Origin of the sequence: Candidatus Lernaella stagnicola, assembly GCA_030765525.1 — a bacterium.
In the GTDB taxonomy this organism is placed as follows: domain Bacteria; phylum Lernaellota; class Lernaellaia; order Lernaellales; family Lernaellaceae; genus Lernaella; species Lernaella stagnicola.
This window is the reverse complement of sequence record JAVCCK010000041.1, coordinates 62,640-78,204: the sequence shown is the minus strand read 5'-3', so window position 1 is coordinate 78,204 and position 15,565 is coordinate 62,640. Positions and strand designations below refer to the sequence as shown.

Genomic DNA, 15,565 nt, shown 5'->3' with positions numbered 1-15,565 from the left:
ACGAACGACCAGACATTTTGTATTAGTCGGCCTATCCGGAAAAATGCGGCAGAGCATCCGCGACGCGCTCGGCATTCGCCTCCACCGCTTCCACAAGACCGAAAACGAAACCGACGCCATGGAACTGGTCCGACAACTCGAACCGTCGTTGGTGATTACGGCGCCGCAATTCGCCCGCGGTGACGGTTACGAACTGTGCCGGTCCATAAAAGGCGAGGAAAAGCTGCGCCACGTCGGGGTCATCCTATTTGTCAACAAGGACGAAGACTACGACACCGGCCGCGGCGTCATGGCCGGCGTGGACCAATACTTCTCCGCAACAAAATCCGCAGAACGGATTTCAGAATTGGCTTATGAAGTGATCGATCGCATGGAATCACAGGTTCCTCTGATTGATCGCCCTTCGGCATCACTTAGCGAAGTGGAGTCCACGCGTCGATCGACTCCGCCACCCCAAAAAACGGCCGACCGGGCAAAGAGCGCGAACGACGAGCGCATTTACCACGGCTTTCGGCGTGAGGGCTCGACGCCCAAGGATGCTTCCGCCAAGGATCCATTTCGTGATTACTTCGTCGACGAAGCGCACGACTCCGAAGAAGGAAAAGATGAAGATATCGACGGCCCCGACATGGCGACGTGGTCGCGGCAGTTTGAAGACCTCAGCGCCACGACCAGCGAGGAAGTCACACGGCACATCGAGCAGTGGTTGGAAATGCATTACGGCGAACGCGTCGATGAAGAAATGCGGCAAGAAGTGCGCCGCACGTTGCAGCCTCTCGTGCAGACGATCGTCCGCAACAAACTCAATCGCCTGATGGAGGATTGAATGACCGTCGAGCAATCGCGCCTCCACGCCCTAATCGTCCTTGCGTTGGCCGAGGACATCGGCTCCGGCGACGTCACGGCGAACGCGACGATCTCCGACGCCAGTGAGGGCCGAGCGGAAATCCGCGCCAAGCAGAATCTCGTTCTGGCAGGCATGGAAACATTGCAGCCGGTTTGGCAAGCCGTCGATCCCGAGGTGCAACTCAACGTCCGGGCGGCCAACGGCGACCGCCTTACCCCCGGCAGCATCGTCGCAGTGCTCGACGGGCGAGTGCGGGCATTGCTCGCCGGTGAGCGCACATGCTTGAATTTTCTCTGCCACCTTAGCGGCGTGGCCACCAACACGGCACGTTACGTTGAGGCCGCAAGCGGAACCCACGTGCAAATCCTGGACACGCGCAAAACGACGCCTGCGTGGCGGTCCTTGGAAAAGGCGGCGGTTCGTGCCGGCGGCGGCGTCAACCATCGCATGGGCTTGTACGATCAGATCCTCATCAAGGACAACCACGTCGATGCGGCCGGCGGCATCGGGGCGGCCATCGACCGCGTGAAACGGCTCGCGCCCGGCTTGCGGATCGAAGTGGAAGTGCGCAACGAGGATGAATTGGCCGCGGCCCTGCTCCATGGCGCCGATATCATTTTGTTGGACAACATGTCGCTCGAGCAGATTCGGCGAGCCGTTGAAGTAACCGCCGGGCGGGCGCAACTCGAAGTTTCGGGCGGCGTGACGCTTGAACATATTGCCGAACTGGCCGCTACCGGCGTGGATCGCATCAGTTGTGGAGCGTTGACTCACAGCGCGCCCGCCGCCGATCTGCATATGAAGTTGGTTACTGCGTGAACGCCCTGCCCGCCGACTTCCGGCCCGAAGCGATTCAATCCAAGCTTGCAACGCGACGTCTCGGGCAGCCGGCGGTTACCGTCGTGGCGACGACCGGCAGCACCAATGGAGATCTGCTGGCCGAGGCGCGCCGGGGCGCACAACACGGACGCGTGCTGGTCACCGACCACCAGACAGCCGGACGCGGTCGCCTGGATCGCGGCTGGGACAGTGAATCCGGCGCAGACTTGCTCTTTTCCGTCCTGCTCAAACCGCCGACGCCGCGCGAACGCTTCCCTGAGATATCACTGGTAGCCGGTGTTGCCGCGCACGCCGCAATTGCCCGCCAGGTCGGCGAAAAGGCGACCTTGAAATGGCCGAATGACGTGTTGATCGGGCGCGATAAAGTGTGCGGTATCTTGTGTCAACAAGAAGGCGATACGGTCGTTGTGGGGTTGGGAGTCAACGTCAATTCCCAAGCACGCGCGCGTTCGGCGCGCAGCGATTACGAAGCGGTCAGCCTGCGCGACGTGACGGGCAGTATCGTCCCGCGCGGCGTTCTACTTGCTGAGATTCTAAATTTCCTGGAAAACGAATACGATCGATGGCTCGTCGATCCCCCGGCGGTGTTTCGCGATTGGGAACAGCGAGCCGGGCTACCTGGCCGACGTGTCAAATTGCAGGAGCCCGGCGGCGAGGTCGAAGCCGAGGCGCTCGGAATTGACGAATGCGGCCGTTTGCTTGTATCAGTAGCCGGCCGGCGCCGACTGGTTGTCAGCGGCGACGTTTTTTTGGTGGAGGATTGACGATGCTCTTCGCGATCGATATCGGCAACACGAACATCGTACTGGGTATTTTCGCAGACGATAGTCTCGCGGCCACGTGGCGCGTCGAAACGAAGAAACAGAAAACCGCGGATGAATACGCCATACTTATTCGGAATTTGCTCGCCGCCGACGACTTTGCGCCCGAGCATATTCACGGTGCGATCATTTCCTGCGTTGTGCCGCCGCTGCAATCGGTTTTCGAAAACGTGATCCACAAGCTTTTCGACTGCCGTCCAGTGGTCGTCGGCCCCGGCATCAAAACCGGTATGCCGATTTTGTACGACAATCCCAAAGAGGTCGGCGCGGACCGCATCGTCAACGCCGTCGCGGCTTTTGATAAGGTCGGCGATTCTCTGGTCTGTATCGATTTCGGAACCGCGACCACCTTCGACGTCGTCAGCGAAAAAGGCGAGTACCTCGGCGGCATCATCACGCCCGGAATTACGATCAGCCTGGACGCCCTCTTCTTTCGAGCCAGCAAATTGCCGCGCATCGATCTATCCCCGCCGCGCCACGTGATCGGCAAGAATACGATCGAATCCATTCAAAGCGGCGTACTCTACGGCTACATCGGTTTGGTCGACGGTATCGTGCAACGGATCTGGCACGAATTGGACCGGAAAGTCTACACCATGGCGACCGGCGGGCTGGCTGAATTGATCGCGCCGCAATCCAAAACGATCAAGGAAGTGGATCAAGATATTACGCTGCGGGGCTTGCTCCTTCTCTACCACCTAAACCGCGGTTAGGCCTTGATTTTTCAGGCCAACTAGTCTACTTTTCGATGCTCGTTATTTTGGAGCGCAACAGACGCGAATAAATCCTTAAAGTATCGCGGGGTTACGCTTACATAAGACAGAGATGAGGAGTTGCATATCCCATGAAGGTTTACGAATCCGCCAAGGTCCGCAACGTCGGTTTTTTTGGACATGGAGGCAGTGGCAAAACGAGTCTGGCTGAGGCCTTCTTGTTCAACGCCAAAGCCACTACTCGCCTCGGCCGCGTCGAAGACGGCAACACCGTCACGGACTGGGAGCCGGAGGAAATCTCCAAAACCCATTCCATCGGAACCGGTATCGCCTCGGCCGAATGGCACCGCACGCGCATCAACATTTTAGATACGCCGGGTGGCGCAAATTTCGCCGCCGATAGCCGTTTTGCCATGGTCGCCGCCGATTTGGCGTTGATCACCGTCTGTGCGGCCGGCGGCGTCGAAGTGCAAACCGAAAAGTTCTGGGACTACGCGACGGATATGGGCCTTCCGCGCTTTATTTTCATCAACAAGATGGACCGGGAGCGCGCCGATTACTTCAAGGTCCTGCAGGAAATTCAAACGACCTTCAAAGTCACCCTCACGCCGCTGCAAATCCCCATCGGCAAGGAAACCTCATTTACCGGCGTCGTGGACTTGCTGACTGGAAAGGCGTTCTCATTCGCCAACGGTAAAGCCTCCCCGATCGATGTCCCGGCCGACATGGCCGCCCAGGTCGAGGAATATCGCACGAAGGCCATTGAGGCGATCGCCGAAAACGACGAAGACCTGATGATGGCCTACCTCGAAGGCGAAGAGCTTGCGCCCGAAGCGGTCCTTGCCGCCCTGAAAGAAGGCATCAAAAGCGGCGAGATCGTCCCGGTCATGTGCGGCAGCGCTACGAAAAACATCGGTGTCCAACCTTTGATGGACCTGATCGCCGAATCGGGCCCGAGTCCGCTGGACCGGCACCCCACTTTTGGCGTCAAGCCGGGCACCGAAGAGGAAGTGGAGCGCAAATCCGAAGAGGGCGAGCCCTTCTCGGCCATCGTGTTCAAAACCATTATCGACCGCCATGCCGGTCGCTTGAGTGTGATGCGGATCATCTCCGGCAAGGCAACGCCGGACTCCACCGCGTTCAATCCGAATCAAGATACCAAGGAGCGCTGGGGCCAACTGCTGAAGCTTTTCGGTAAGGAAAAAGAAGCCATCGACGAAGGCGTCGTGGGCGATATCATCGCCGTGGCGAAATTGAAAGACACGCTTACCGCCGACACCCTGTGTGACGACAGGGCGCCGGTTCAGTATTCGTTGATCAAAGTGCCATCGCCGTCCATCAGCTTCTCGATTCAGCCCAAGAGTCAAGGCGACGAAGAGAAGATTACCGCCGGCCTGCAGCGCCTTTGCGAGGAAGATCCGACCGTTGGTTTGCGTTTTGACGAGCAAACCAAGGAGTTCATCATCGAGGGCGTCGGCCAGGGACACCTGGAAATCACGGTCGAGAAGCTGCGGCGTAAATTCGGTGTGGAAGTGACGATATCGACGCCGAAAGTGCCGTATAAGGAAACGATCCGCGCCGAAGCACGCGCCCGTTACCGCCACAAGAAACAGACCGGCGGTCGCGGCCAGTTCGGTGAATGCGAACTGGTGCTGAGCCCCAAACCGCGCGGCGAAGGTTATGAATTCGTCGACAAGATCGTCGGCGGCGTCATCCCGCGCCAGTACATCCCGGCGGTCGATAAAGGCGTACAAGATCGCCTGGGGCGCGGTGTGTTGGCCGGCCACGAAATCGTCGATGTCGAAGTTCGATGCGTCGACGGCAAGTTCCACCCGGTAGATAGTTCGGAAGCCGCGTTCAAAATGGCCGGCAGCATGTGCACGAAAAAAGCGGTCGAACAGGCCAAGCCCTGCCTGCTGGAACCGATTATGAACCTGGAAATCACCGTCCCGAGTGAGAATACCGGCGACGTCATGGGCGACCTCTCCAGCCGCCGGGGGCGGCCGGCCGGGATCGATACCAAGGGGAAGAACTCGGTTATCAAAGCCCAGGTACCGTTGGCCGAAGTGCTGCGCTACGAGCCCGACCTCCGCTCAATGACCAGCGGCCAAGGCGCTTTTACGATGGAGTTCTCGCACTACGAAGAGATTCCGAGTGATCTCGCGCAGAAAATTATCGACGCGGCCAAGGGAGATGAGGAAGAAGAAGAGTAGAAAAGATTAGCCTAACGCGATCAAAGCCGGTGCGGGTCGATTGATCCTGCACCGGCTTTTCATTATGATACCGTAAAAGTTGTATCTTCAAAGGGGTTTCCATGCGTCCGTTTGAGCCAATGAGTTGGGACGAGCTGCCTAACTCCGTCAAAGATGCGTTCCCGCAAGACGCCCCCATGTCGACCAAAATGATGGCCGCGCGCGCCTTGCTTCCCATGGGTACCAGTGATCTGGCCATATTGCTTTATCATTTAGCGGCTGATTCGGATCGCCGAATCCGCGCGACGGCGCGCCGCAGTCTCACGTCGTTGCCGCGTGAGCTCTTGTTGCCGCTGCTGGCCGATCAAATTTCGCCGAAAATCCTCCACTGGTTCGCCAACCGCGACCTGCCCGACGCACACTTGTTCGAAGTGCTCGTCCTCAATCGAAACGCGGTAGATGAAACGATTGAGTTGTTGGCGCGTACTCGCAACGAGGAGTCGGTGCTCAACATCATCGCCAACAACCAGGAGCGTTTGCTGCGCGACGACGCCATTGTTCGTGCGCTGTTGGATAACGACGCTTTGCCCCTGGCCACTGCGGAACGCGTCAGGAACTTCGTCGAGATGGCCACCGGCCGACCCATCGAAGAAATCCTGCGCGGCCCCGAGCCGGAGCCGGAAGAGCCGCTTGATGAGCCGGTCGAGAAGGAAGACTTCGACGCGGAAACGGACGCCGCTTTTGACATGGAAGAGTCCGCCGAAGCCGTCGAGACGGAATTGCCCACCGAGGCGGAGTTGGAAGAATCGATCGATTTGGATGCCCCCCTCGGCATCGAGGTGGATCCGGACCTTTTTGCAGAGTTGGAACAAAGCGTCGATCTTGATGATCTCGAAACCGAAGTTTTCGAGCCCGAGGAGGAGTTCACGGTCGAATTTCTGCTCGACCCCGGGCGCGACCTTAGCTCCCAGGAACGACGTTCCATGGTGTTTCGAATTCGCCAACTCCGCGAAGTCGACAAAATGCGCCTTGCGATGAAGGGCAACATTGAGGCGCGGCAAATTTTGATAAAAAGCCCGAACAAAATGGTCCAGGAAGCGGTGTTGAGAAATCCGCGCCTCACAATCGAAGAGGTGATTAAGTTAACGAAAGACAAAACGGCGCGGGAGGAAATCATTCGCATGATCACGGGCAACCGCGACTGGACCAAGAATTACCAGGTCGTACACGGCCTGTGTTTGAATCCCAAAACGCCCCTCCCCACAGCCATAAAATTTCTACTGCGTTTGAATATTCGCGATTTGCATAGCTTGGCAAAAAGCAAGCAAGTGCCGGGAATGGTCTCGGTACAAGCCAAAAAAGTGGCAGCGGAAAAACTCAGACACCGGTAAACCATGGACGATCGACAGATACGCGAAATCCTAGCGCCGGAAACCCCGAAAGCGGATCCGGAACTACTGGCGCGTGAGGAAGCGTTGTGGGAAGCCCTAACCGCCGACCTCGGAAACGAGGACCTGCACAAGCAATACGTCGGCTTCGTTCTTAAAAACAACTTGTTGACCACCGGCAGTCGACGCTACGGCGGCGTCATCGACGACAAAGATGAGTACTCCGTCGACGAACGACGCCTGGCACGAACTTACCAGCAAAACTTAGTGAGAATTCTGTTCTTCGACCCGCGAGAGCATGATCAAACCTCGAAACTCACGCGACTCGAACTGCTGTTCCTTTTCGTAACAACAATGCTGACGATGGCCGGCCTTTTTGCGCTGTTCATGGACTTAACCGGTTGGTCGTTTGTTGCGATACTGCTGATGCGTTTGATGTTCCCGCTAGGCTTGGCAGTTGTGGTTTTGTTTATCTGGCGGCGCGCGCGAACGGTTACGAGCGCGATGGAAAAGGACAAGTACTAACCCCGGCTATTCCTTCGGTGTCCCCTTCCCGAAACGGCGACGGACACGGTCCCAAAACGCAGAGTCTTGGACCCCGAGCTTTTGCGGCGAGCCTTCGCCGGCAGACGGATCGTCGCCCTCCGGCGTGTCACCTTCCTCCGCACCGGCGGCGCTTTGATCGCCTCGCATCGCCAGCAGATAGCATTCCCGGAGATGGTCGTCGTTCAAGACGCTGAAGACGCGTTCCAAACGGTCGCGAATTTCATCGATGCGGAAACGAACGTCGGGCGCCGCTTGTTGGCGGTCGACCGAGTGAAGGAGCCGGCCGCACATCACGTCGTACGCGGTTTTGATCTCTTCGCGGTCGGCATCGAACGAGATATTGAGCACGTCGAAATAATGTCGGGCGAGAGAATCGTCGACCGCTTCGCTGAGTTCGACGTACAAGCGGTCCTGATCGCCGTTGAGCCGCCGATGAATGGGCACGGCGGGTTTGGTTTTCCGGCGGGTATGAATGCGACGGTACGCCTTCAGGGCGTCGAGGTTCCCGCGGTCGGCCAACAGGGCGTTGTCGAACTGTTCTTCCGCGAGTCGGTACTTGCCTTCCCGCATGTACACCTTGCCCAATAAGACCGAAGCGTCCACGTGCCCGGGCTGGAGAATCAAAGCGCGGCGAATATCGTCTTTCCCGCTTGCGGCCAGAAAGCCGTCGATTGTCGATGCGTAGCCGGCGAGCCGATATTTCGCAAATCCGAGCCACGCCAGAAAACCTGGATCGCCGGGCATAATGTCATGCGCGTGCCGGAGGTGGCTGACCGCGTTTTTCAATTCCTGCCGACGAAGGTTGCGGCGACCTCGTTGAAACGCCTCTTCGGCGCGAGCCTGGTCCGCGGTGCCCGCTTCCTCTTGGATTCCCGTCGTGGTTTGCGTTTCCAAGCGCGCTAAGTATTCCCGGCGCCGCGCGTCGTGGGTTAATGTTGAGTACGCCACCGTAAGGAAGGCGAAGACTTCGTCGGCCTGTTCCCGCGTGATTTCGTCGGCTTCGCGATGAATCTTTTCCGAACGAATCCGCCCCGCCAAGCTGAAATACGCTTGTTTGATTTCGCCCGCGGTCGCGGTGTGGGAAACACCCAGGATGTCGAAATAATCACCGGTTTGAATGAAGTTGAAAAAGGCGATGATTTCCTTTTGATGTTCGATCAGTTGCGCCGGCAAGCTTCGCTCGCCCCGTTCGGCCGCGTCATGGGCGCGCCGATTGGCGAACAGAAGGCGCAAATGCTGCAATGCCTCGACGTTGTCGGGATCGTATACCAACGCTTGCTCAAAATAGCTTTCGGCTCGCTTCTCTTGCCCGAGCTCCCAATGGATGTAGCCAAGGAAAAGGTACGCTTCCGGCAAGTGAATATCGAGTTCCAGCGCCTTGTTTAGGTGTCGAATAGCCTGAACGGGTTCCGATTCCTCTTGGGCGTCTTTCTGCCGAAACAGCGTGTAGCCGAGATATGCGTGGTAATCGGCGGTGTTCTCGTCGCGGTCAATCGCGATCTGGAAATGATCCGAAGCTTGCAGGAAGTTCTCTTCTCGATACGCCACGATACCCTTTTGGAAATGCAATTCCGCTTCCAGCACTTTTTCCCGCGGAGTCGGATTCTCGTAACGCGTCCGGCTGCGCCGCACGATGAGGGGCAATTGCGCCTCCGTGCGGTAGGCTTCGTCCAAACGCTCGAAAACAGCTTCCGCTTTTATTAACGTGACGGGGTCGGAACCGCTTCCGAAAAGGCCTTCTAACAGTCCGCGGCAGGCGGCCTTGTGGCGTTCGCTGAAGTCGCCTTCGCCGCTGCCCAACGCTTCGCCGGGCGGCACGTCGCAAATCTCTTGAAAACGTTCATCGATCTTTTGCTTGTGGGCGTTGCCGGAGGACGCGCGGATAATGTTCGCCGGTTGTTCGACGCGTGTCTCCGCCGGCACGAAATGAATCGCGCCAAGGCACACCAACAGATACAAAAATCGCATCAGCTCGGCGCGCTCGCCTTCGGCGCCGTCCAACAACTTCGATAGCGTTGTTTCGCCGTTCACCGCGTCCCAGAATAATTTTTCGTGGCGCGTGGGATGGAGACCGCGCAACGCCGTATCGTCAGGGATCGTTTTCCTGACGCGTGCGTTGAGCCATTCACGGAACTCGGCGTCCATCAACGCCGGCGTGTCATATATGGCCCCGATCCCCGTCCGTAGAAGATCGCCCACGTTGATCGTCAAGGGAACGACATCTTCGCTGTCGATACTCGCCATGGGCTCGAACCAGTAGCGCCCGTCGGTCCAACGAAACAAATGGAGTATTTTCTCCTCCATCTCGTGCTGCATTTTCTGGAACAGGTCGTGCGGGTTAATCGTGAGTTGTTCGAGCAACACTTCGCCGAGTTTCTTGCCGCTGTCGATCATTCTGTCCAAAGCGACGTTGATCTGCTTTGTGTTGAGTAACCCTTCGCGCACCAGCAACCAACCCAGTGTTTCGCGCCGATTGCCGCCAGACACGAACACGAGGCGGCCACCGTTAAAATGCAGTGTCTTGGCCACCGTACCGGATTGGCAATGCAGGTACCCGGTTTCCCCAAGGCGCCAGAATTCGCCCAGAACGCGGGCGAACGGCACTTTGTTCAGGCAACCCGATACCCGCACCGGCTCCACGTACGGGAGCTTTTTCGTGTTCTTCGTCCCGAACAATTCGGCGCGCAGATCGGCTTCGGTTTCCAGCTTGGCGGGGTCGATGCCGTCGAGATGAATCGCCAATTTGACCCGGATATCGTCGGATTGAAAGGGTTTGACAAGCACGTTATCGGCACCGAACTTGATGCGCGCTTCATGGGCCATGTTGAAGTTGCGCAGCACGCCGCCCATCAACAAAATCGGTGTATGTCGACCGGTGGCCTGCTCGGCGTCGCGGACGCGACTGGTAAGCGAATAGCCGCTCCCGCGCGGCAGCAACACCTCGATCAGCAACAGGTCAAACTCGATGTCTTTAAATATCGCGAAGGCTTCCTCTTCATCCTTGGCGAAGATAACTTGGTCTCCGCGGAGGTCGAAAATCGCTTCGATGGCCTGCCGTTGCTCGGGCGCCGGCTCCACGACGAGTATGCGTTTAGGCTCCATGTGATGCTTTGTTCCTTTTCGCCGTTTATGACTTCCGCCGACCGAAGATGGAACCGAAGAACCCCTTCTTGCCGTCGGCATCGGGATCGCTTTCATCTCGGTCGCTTTTGGGTTCTGTGCCTTCCGCGGCAATACGCTGGTTCATCAACCGCATTTCGCGTAAGGCATCAATGTGGTCCGGGTCCAACCTCAGCGTCTTGTCGAAAAATTGCTTCGCCTTTCGAAATTGATCTAGTCGACGGTAAATCTTGCCATGCACGGCGTATATTTCCGCCAACGTCGGGTCTTGCCGCTCGACTTCATCCAGAATCTTCTCGGCGCGTTGCTGGGCGCGCGAATCGGTTTTTTGATCGCGATTAAATAGAGCCCAGGCGTAAAAGACCTTGAACAAAAGATTTTGGTAATTGCCGCTGCCAATTGCCTGGCTAAGGAATTCGCAGGCTTCGGTCCACTTGCCGGCGTCGATGAATGAGCGGCCTTTTTGCAGCATGCGCTGTTCGTTGCGCCGCTTTTCGTGTTCGAGTTGAATCTTTTGATCTTCGAGCGCCTGGAGCGACTTGATGTAATTGGCGCGTTTTTCTTCGCTCGAAAGCACGTCGTACGCTTCATTGATGAGGACGAAAATGTCTTCCACCGCATCCTGATACGGCGAGTTCTTGAAATGGTCGGGGTGGTAGATCTTCGCCAATTCAAAATATCGATTGCGTGTCTCGCGCAGCGGCGTGTCCGGTTGGATTCCGAGAATTTCGAAGTAGGTGCCCTTTTCCATTTCTTCGAGCTTATGCTTCAACTTGCCGGCTTCCGCCAAATTAATCGGCCGATCGTCGTCGTGTTGCTCCAACTCCGTGGCCGAAATGGACGGATACGTCCGCCGGACCGCGGCGGCCAACTCTGGATCGTTCGGCGCAATCTCCGCCGCTATCCGGAATTGTTCGTGCGCTTCCTCGATACGACCCAATCGTTCCAGCGCCTCGCCGTGGAACACGCGAACGTCGATGCCGGTCGGATCCTCGTCCGAGCATTTACGCAATTCGCCCAGCAGACGTTTGCGCTCCGCGTCGTCCTGTGTCATCTGGAATTCGACGTAAGCCAACAAGGCACGGTATTGGGTTTGGAAAGGGCTCCGCCGCGCCGCGTTCTGTATGCGATCCGACGCGGCCTGCAGCGCCCCCTGGCGATATTCCGTCAGGCCGAAGAGGTATTCGATTTCGGCGCCGATGTCGTGCGCCTCACTTGAGCCGAAGTAGTCTTTTTCCAGTTGGCGGAACGCCGCGAATTTGTCGATTAGCCGCTTCTTCTCCCAAACCACGAACGCTTCGAAAATTTCGCTGGCATGCTCGAAAATGCGATACGACAGTTCGCGTAGTTCCGGCGGCAACGAATCGACCAGTTCCTTAGGGTGATAATTTTGCGCGATCGTATAGTAACCCTTGCGCAGGTCCTCCTCGCTGAAAAAACGACCGATGTCCAACAACTCGAAGGGCGGAAGCCTTAGCAGCGCGGCTCCGGTTTCTTTCAACCGCTGAAGCAGCGCCATCCCCTCGACGCTCATTTCACTGCGGCCGGTGCCGTTGCGATTACGGCGCTCAAGACGCTCCGGAAATGACATCATCCCCAGCGTTTCCATGACAAAAAGTAGATTGAACGAGCGGCTCGTGGAGGATTGGCGGCCCAGAATGGCGTTTTTAACCGTAACGCCGCCCTCCAAACCGTGCACGAACTCGGCGTCGGCGTCTTGAAGCCGCAGGCGCTCGACGATCTTATCGGTCGAATCGGCCAGGAGGATGGGATCGTCAAGATTGTCCCGGAAGTGCCGCCTCAGAAAGCTCTTACGCATTTCGACCGTTGCCGAATCCACGACCAACGTAAAGGGCGCCAACGATACGCGTAGCGTCTCGGCGTTGGGTGGCAGGGGATCGTCAAAAAGATAGACATAGGAACCGCGGTACCAACGAATGATGTCCCGCAGAAGCGTTTGCAGCCAATCTTGTATGGTTCGTTGGAACTGCTCTTTGGAGAGCCCGGCTTTCTCGACATAGTAATCGGCGAAAGACTGCGACTCGGTTTCGTCGGCGATTTTCTCCCGCCATCCCTCCAACGTGGCCAGATCAAGTTGGCCTTCCTCGAATAAGTAGCGGACAAAGGAATCGCGCGCCCGATTGGTTTGCGCGAAGACGATTTTCCCCTTCTCGAAATAAATCTTCGCCAGAACGCGTTCCCGCCGCAGAAAGAGCACACCACTTTCGCGCTGCGCCGCGAGCGACAGCAGTTGTTCCCGGACATGGAATTGCGCGATATCGCCGTAGTAACTAACCCGATACGATTTCATTACTCTCCAACTTCGTAAACGGTCCTCGCCGGCGGCGCGAAAGCCGCGATGGATTGAAATATCTATTATACGAGAATTTCTGGCCAGATAAACCGCCTTCGCGTATTTGCCTTTGACTTTTTATGGGCCGTCCGCTATATCTTTTTCGCTTTTCAAATTGGAACCCTAGGAGCGTCCACCTTGAAAAAAACTCGTACATATCGAGATGCCGGCGTAGACATCGACGCCGGTAACGAATTTGTTAAGCGCATCAAACCCTTGGTTCAGTCCACCTTCCGACCGGGGGTGCACACCGAAATCGGCGGTTTTGGCGCGGCGTTTTCGTTAGCGAGCGAACACTACCGGAGCGGCGACGCCCTGCTGGTCACCTCGACCGACGGCGTCGGCACCAAATTGAAAATTGCCTTTATGACCGGTGTTCACCACACCGTGGGCATCGATTTGGTTGCCATGTGCGTCAACGACATCGTCGTGATGGGCGCGCAGCCACTCTTTTTCCTCGATTATTTCGCCACGGGGAAACTCTCGGTAGATACGGCCGTGAAGGTCGTAGAAGGCATTGTTGCCGGATGCAAGGAGGCTGAATGCAGCCTGGTGGGCGGCGAAACGGCCGAAATGCCCGATATGTATCCCGCGGGCGAGTACGACTTGGCCGGTTTCACCGTGGGCGTGGTCGACAACGAGCGCGTGATTGACGGCTCGACCATTACGGTGGGCGACAAAATCATCGGTGTGGGCAGTTCAGGTCTGCATTCCAACGGCTTTTCTTTGGTTCGCAAGGTCCTTTTTCAGGAGGGCGGCTTCTCGGTGGACGACGCCATCGAAGAACTTGGCGGGCGGCCGTTGGGCGAAGAACTGCTGACCCCCACGAAAATTTATGTCAAGCCGATTCAAAGCGTAATACGCGACGTGCAGGTAAAGGGCATCGCCCACATTACCGGCGGTGGCTTGGTTGACAACCTGCCGCGTATCCTGCCGGATAGGTGTCAGGCGAGGGTTTTTGTAAACAGTTGGGAGCCTCAGCCGATTTTCGCCTTCTTGCAGAACCAGGCGGGGATCGAGCAGAGGGAAATGTTCCGAACTTTTAACTGCGGTGTGGGGCTGACGCTGATTTGTCGCGAAAGCGAGACCGACACCGTGTTGGATCGGCTCACCGGAATGGGCGAAAAGGCCTGGATACTGGGAGAAGTGGCGTCCCGCGGTGACGACGATCCGGCAATCGAGTTCGTATAGACTATGCTGGGAACCTTATTCGACGTCGCAATCATCGGCACGGAGTTGGCCGGGCTGGTCGCCGGGGCCTTGTTGGTCAAGCGTGGCTTTCAGGTGCTGGTCATCGACGTCGAAAGCGAGCGCGTGCAAGTGCGCCGCAACGATTACACCCTCAAACCCTTCCCCGGTCTATTTTTCGGTTTCGGGCAAGGGCAGGTTTTTCAGGAAATATTTCAGGAACTTGGTATCCCCTTCCTCGAAAAGAAACGATTTGAGCTCGCTGACCCGGCCTACCAGATCGCCTTGCCCGATGTGCGCCTCGACATTCCCCAAGGCACAGACGAATGGACCAAACTGCTGAGCGTCGAGTTCAAAGCCGACGCGCACCAGATGATAGCGCTTCTCAACGAGGCCAACCGTTATGCCAGCGTGGTGCGCGGCCTTTTTGCCAACGAGGTCGTTTATCCGGCCCACAAACTTCGCGAGCGATATCGGCTAAACCGCGCCTTCAGCCAGTTGGGTTCCGATTTCAAGGAAGGCGCGCGCCTCAGCCACGCTGATTTCATGGCCCAGTTCGAACTCTCGCCTGCCGGCCGCGCGTTTCTTGAGGCGCAACACCATTTCCTGGCGACGATCTACCCCGACGAAATGAGTCTATTTTTCTCGGCGATGATTTTCTCCTACATCGACAAGGGGATTTACACGGTCGAAGGCGGGCTTCAAGTACTGGAGAACCTCTGCAAGGAGCGCATCAGCAGCTACCGCGGCCAATTGCAGCGGGCCGGGGAAATCGAAGCCATCGACTTCGCAAGGATCAACGAAATCAAACTCGCCGGCGTTAAAGACCCCGTGCGCACCAAGAAGATCCTGGTCAGCACCAATATCGGCGATTTCCTCGAACGCTTCGCTCCCAAAAACATGAAGGGGTCCTTCCAGGAAAAAGTCGACACTCCGCCGCCCCGCCGACACGCCTTTACGTTGTATGTCGCCATCGATGAACAAGTCGTGCCCGTCGGCATGCGGGAGAACGTCATCCTGGTATCGGACGCCGAGCAGCCGATTTCCTCTCGAAATCTAGCGTTTGTGAAACTCAGTCCCGCCGGCAACACCGAATACGCTCCCGTCGATCGGCGGCTGGTCAGCATGACCGTGATTGTCGACCCGTCCCACGGCGAACTGGACGCCGCCGGGGCCCGCAGGCTCGGTAAGCACATGCATGGCCGGCTGCGAGACTTGATCCCCTTCCTGGACGATTACACGGATTTCGTGGCCTATGACGAGAGTTTCGCGCTTTACCAAGCCCTGCGGCGGACCGTGGCCGAGCCGGCGATTGATCCGGAAGACCGCCTGGGCATCGCCGCCCTGCCCAACCGCACGCCGCACAAGGAAGTCTTCTACGCGGGCCGCGGCACGCTTCCCGGCCTCGGTATGGAAGGAGAAGGCCTTAGTGCGCTAATGGCCGCAAACCTGCTTACCCGGGCGTTGGCCAAGTAACCGCCGGTCTCAGTTTTTCGAAAAATAGCTTGCAATTCCTGAAAATCTTTGCCATATTTTGCGCCCCTTTGGGGAAAACGA

Annotated in this window: 11 protein-coding genes; 9 read left to right on the top strand and 2 right to left on the bottom strand. The window is 57.4% G+C overall.

The annotated features are described in order from the left end of the window. Window positions 1–43 precede the first annotated feature (43 nt). From P9L99_19130 to P9L99_19100, 7 genes are all read left to right on the top strand, one after another. Window positions 44–826 (top strand): hypothetical protein, encoded by a 783-nt coding sequence (locus P9L99_19130; GenBank protein ID MDP8225482.1) that lies wholly within the window; start codon window positions 44–46, stop codon window positions 824–826. Further along, window positions 827–1,666: a carboxylating nicotinate-nucleotide diphosphorylase gene (gene nadC, locus P9L99_19125; protein MDP8225481.1), complete on the top strand. Its 840-nt coding sequence runs from the start codon at window positions 827–829 to the stop codon at window positions 1,664–1,666. It abuts the gene before it with no gap. Beyond that, on the top strand, window positions 1,663–2,451 hold the full coding sequence (locus P9L99_19120) for a biotin--[acetyl-CoA-carboxylase] ligase (GenBank protein MDP8225480.1): 789 nt from the start codon (window positions 1,663–1,665) through the stop codon (window positions 2,449–2,451). Before nadC ends, P9L99_19120 begins: the two co-directional genes overlap by 4 nt. A gap of 2 nt (window positions 2,452–2,453) precedes the next feature. After that, window positions 2,454–3,221 carry a type III pantothenate kinase gene (locus P9L99_19115; protein MDP8225479.1) on the top strand — a complete coding sequence of 256 codons (768 nt, stop codon included), beginning with the start codon at window positions 2,454–2,456 and terminating at the stop codon, window positions 3,219–3,221. A gap of 131 nt (window positions 3,222–3,352) precedes the next feature. Further along, window positions 3,353–5,434, top strand: a complete 2,082-nt coding sequence (fusA, locus tag P9L99_19110; GenBank protein ID MDP8225478.1) for an elongation factor G — start codon at window positions 3,353–3,355, stop codon at window positions 5,432–5,434. A gap of 101 nt (window positions 5,435–5,535) precedes the next feature. Further along, the gene (locus P9L99_19105) at window positions 5,536–6,804 is read left to right on the top strand and encodes a hypothetical protein (GenBank protein MDP8225477.1); all 1,269 of its coding nucleotides are present in this window, start codon (window positions 5,536–5,538) and stop codon (window positions 6,802–6,804) included. A gap of 3 nt (window positions 6,805–6,807) precedes the next feature. Next, window positions 6,808–7,326: a hypothetical protein gene (locus P9L99_19100; GenBank protein MDP8225476.1), complete on the top strand. Its 519-nt coding sequence runs from the start codon at window positions 6,808–6,810 to the stop codon at window positions 7,324–7,326. Between the two features lie 6 nt (window positions 7,327–7,332). Here the strand turns inward: P9L99_19100 and P9L99_19095 are convergent, their stop codons facing one another. Both P9L99_19095 and P9L99_19090 read right to left on the bottom strand, forming a co-directional pair. Beyond that, window positions 7,333–10,449: a tetratricopeptide repeat protein gene (locus tag P9L99_19095; GenBank protein ID MDP8225475.1), complete on the bottom strand. Its 3,117-nt coding sequence runs from the start codon at window positions 10,447–10,449 to the stop codon at window positions 7,333–7,335. Between the two features lie 25 nt (window positions 10,450–10,474). Continuing rightward, a complete protein-coding gene (locus tag P9L99_19090) occupies window positions 10,475–12,778 on the bottom strand; it encodes a DnaJ domain-containing protein (protein ID MDP8225474.1) in 2,304 nt (767 codons plus the stop codon). A 180-nt stretch (window positions 12,779–12,958) separates the two neighbouring features. On the opposite strand from P9L99_19090, the gene purM reads away from it, so the two are divergent. After that, on the top strand, window positions 12,959–14,011 hold the full coding sequence (purM, locus tag P9L99_19085) for a phosphoribosylformylglycinamidine cyclo-ligase (GenBank protein MDP8225473.1): 1,053 nt from the start codon (window positions 12,959–12,961) through the stop codon (window positions 14,009–14,011). 3 nt (window positions 14,012–14,014) lie between these two features. Beyond that, window positions 14,015–15,484: a hypothetical protein gene (locus tag P9L99_19080; GenBank protein MDP8225472.1), complete on the top strand. Its 1,470-nt coding sequence runs from the start codon at window positions 14,015–14,017 to the stop codon at window positions 15,482–15,484. Window positions 15,485–15,565 lie beyond the last annotated feature (81 nt).

What these genes read in the sequence shown, in the direction of transcription:
- P9L99_19130 (MDP8225482.1), top strand. Translation starts at nt 44, where the DNA reads ATGCGGCAGAGCATCCGCGACGCGCTCGGCATTCGCCTCCACCGCTTC.
- nadC (MDP8225481.1), top strand. Translation starts at nt 827, where the DNA reads ATGACCGTCGAGCAATCGCGCCTCCACGCCCTAATCGTCCTTGCGTTG.
- P9L99_19115 (MDP8225479.1), top strand. Translation starts at nt 2,454, where the DNA reads ATGCTCTTCGCGATCGATATCGGCAACACGAACATCGTACTGGGTATT.
- fusA (MDP8225478.1), top strand. Translation starts at nt 3,353, where the DNA reads ATGAAGGTTTACGAATCCGCCAAGGTCCGCAACGTCGGTTTTTTTGGA.
- P9L99_19105 (MDP8225477.1), top strand. Translation starts at nt 5,536, where the DNA reads ATGCGTCCGTTTGAGCCAATGAGTTGGGACGAGCTGCCTAACTCCGTC.
- P9L99_19100 (MDP8225476.1), top strand. Translation starts at nt 6,808, where the DNA reads ATGGACGATCGACAGATACGCGAAATCCTAGCGCCGGAAACCCCGAAA.
- P9L99_19095 (MDP8225475.1), bottom strand. Translation starts at nt 10,449, where the DNA reads ATGGAGCCTAAACGCATACTCGTCGTGGAGCCGGCGCCCGAGCAACGG.
- P9L99_19090 (MDP8225474.1), bottom strand. Translation starts at nt 12,778, where the DNA reads ATGAAATCGTATCGGGTTAGTTACTACGGCGATATCGCGCAATTCCAT.
- P9L99_19080 (MDP8225472.1), top strand. Translation starts at nt 14,015, where the DNA reads ATGCTGGGAACCTTATTCGACGTCGCAATCATCGGCACGGAGTTGGCC.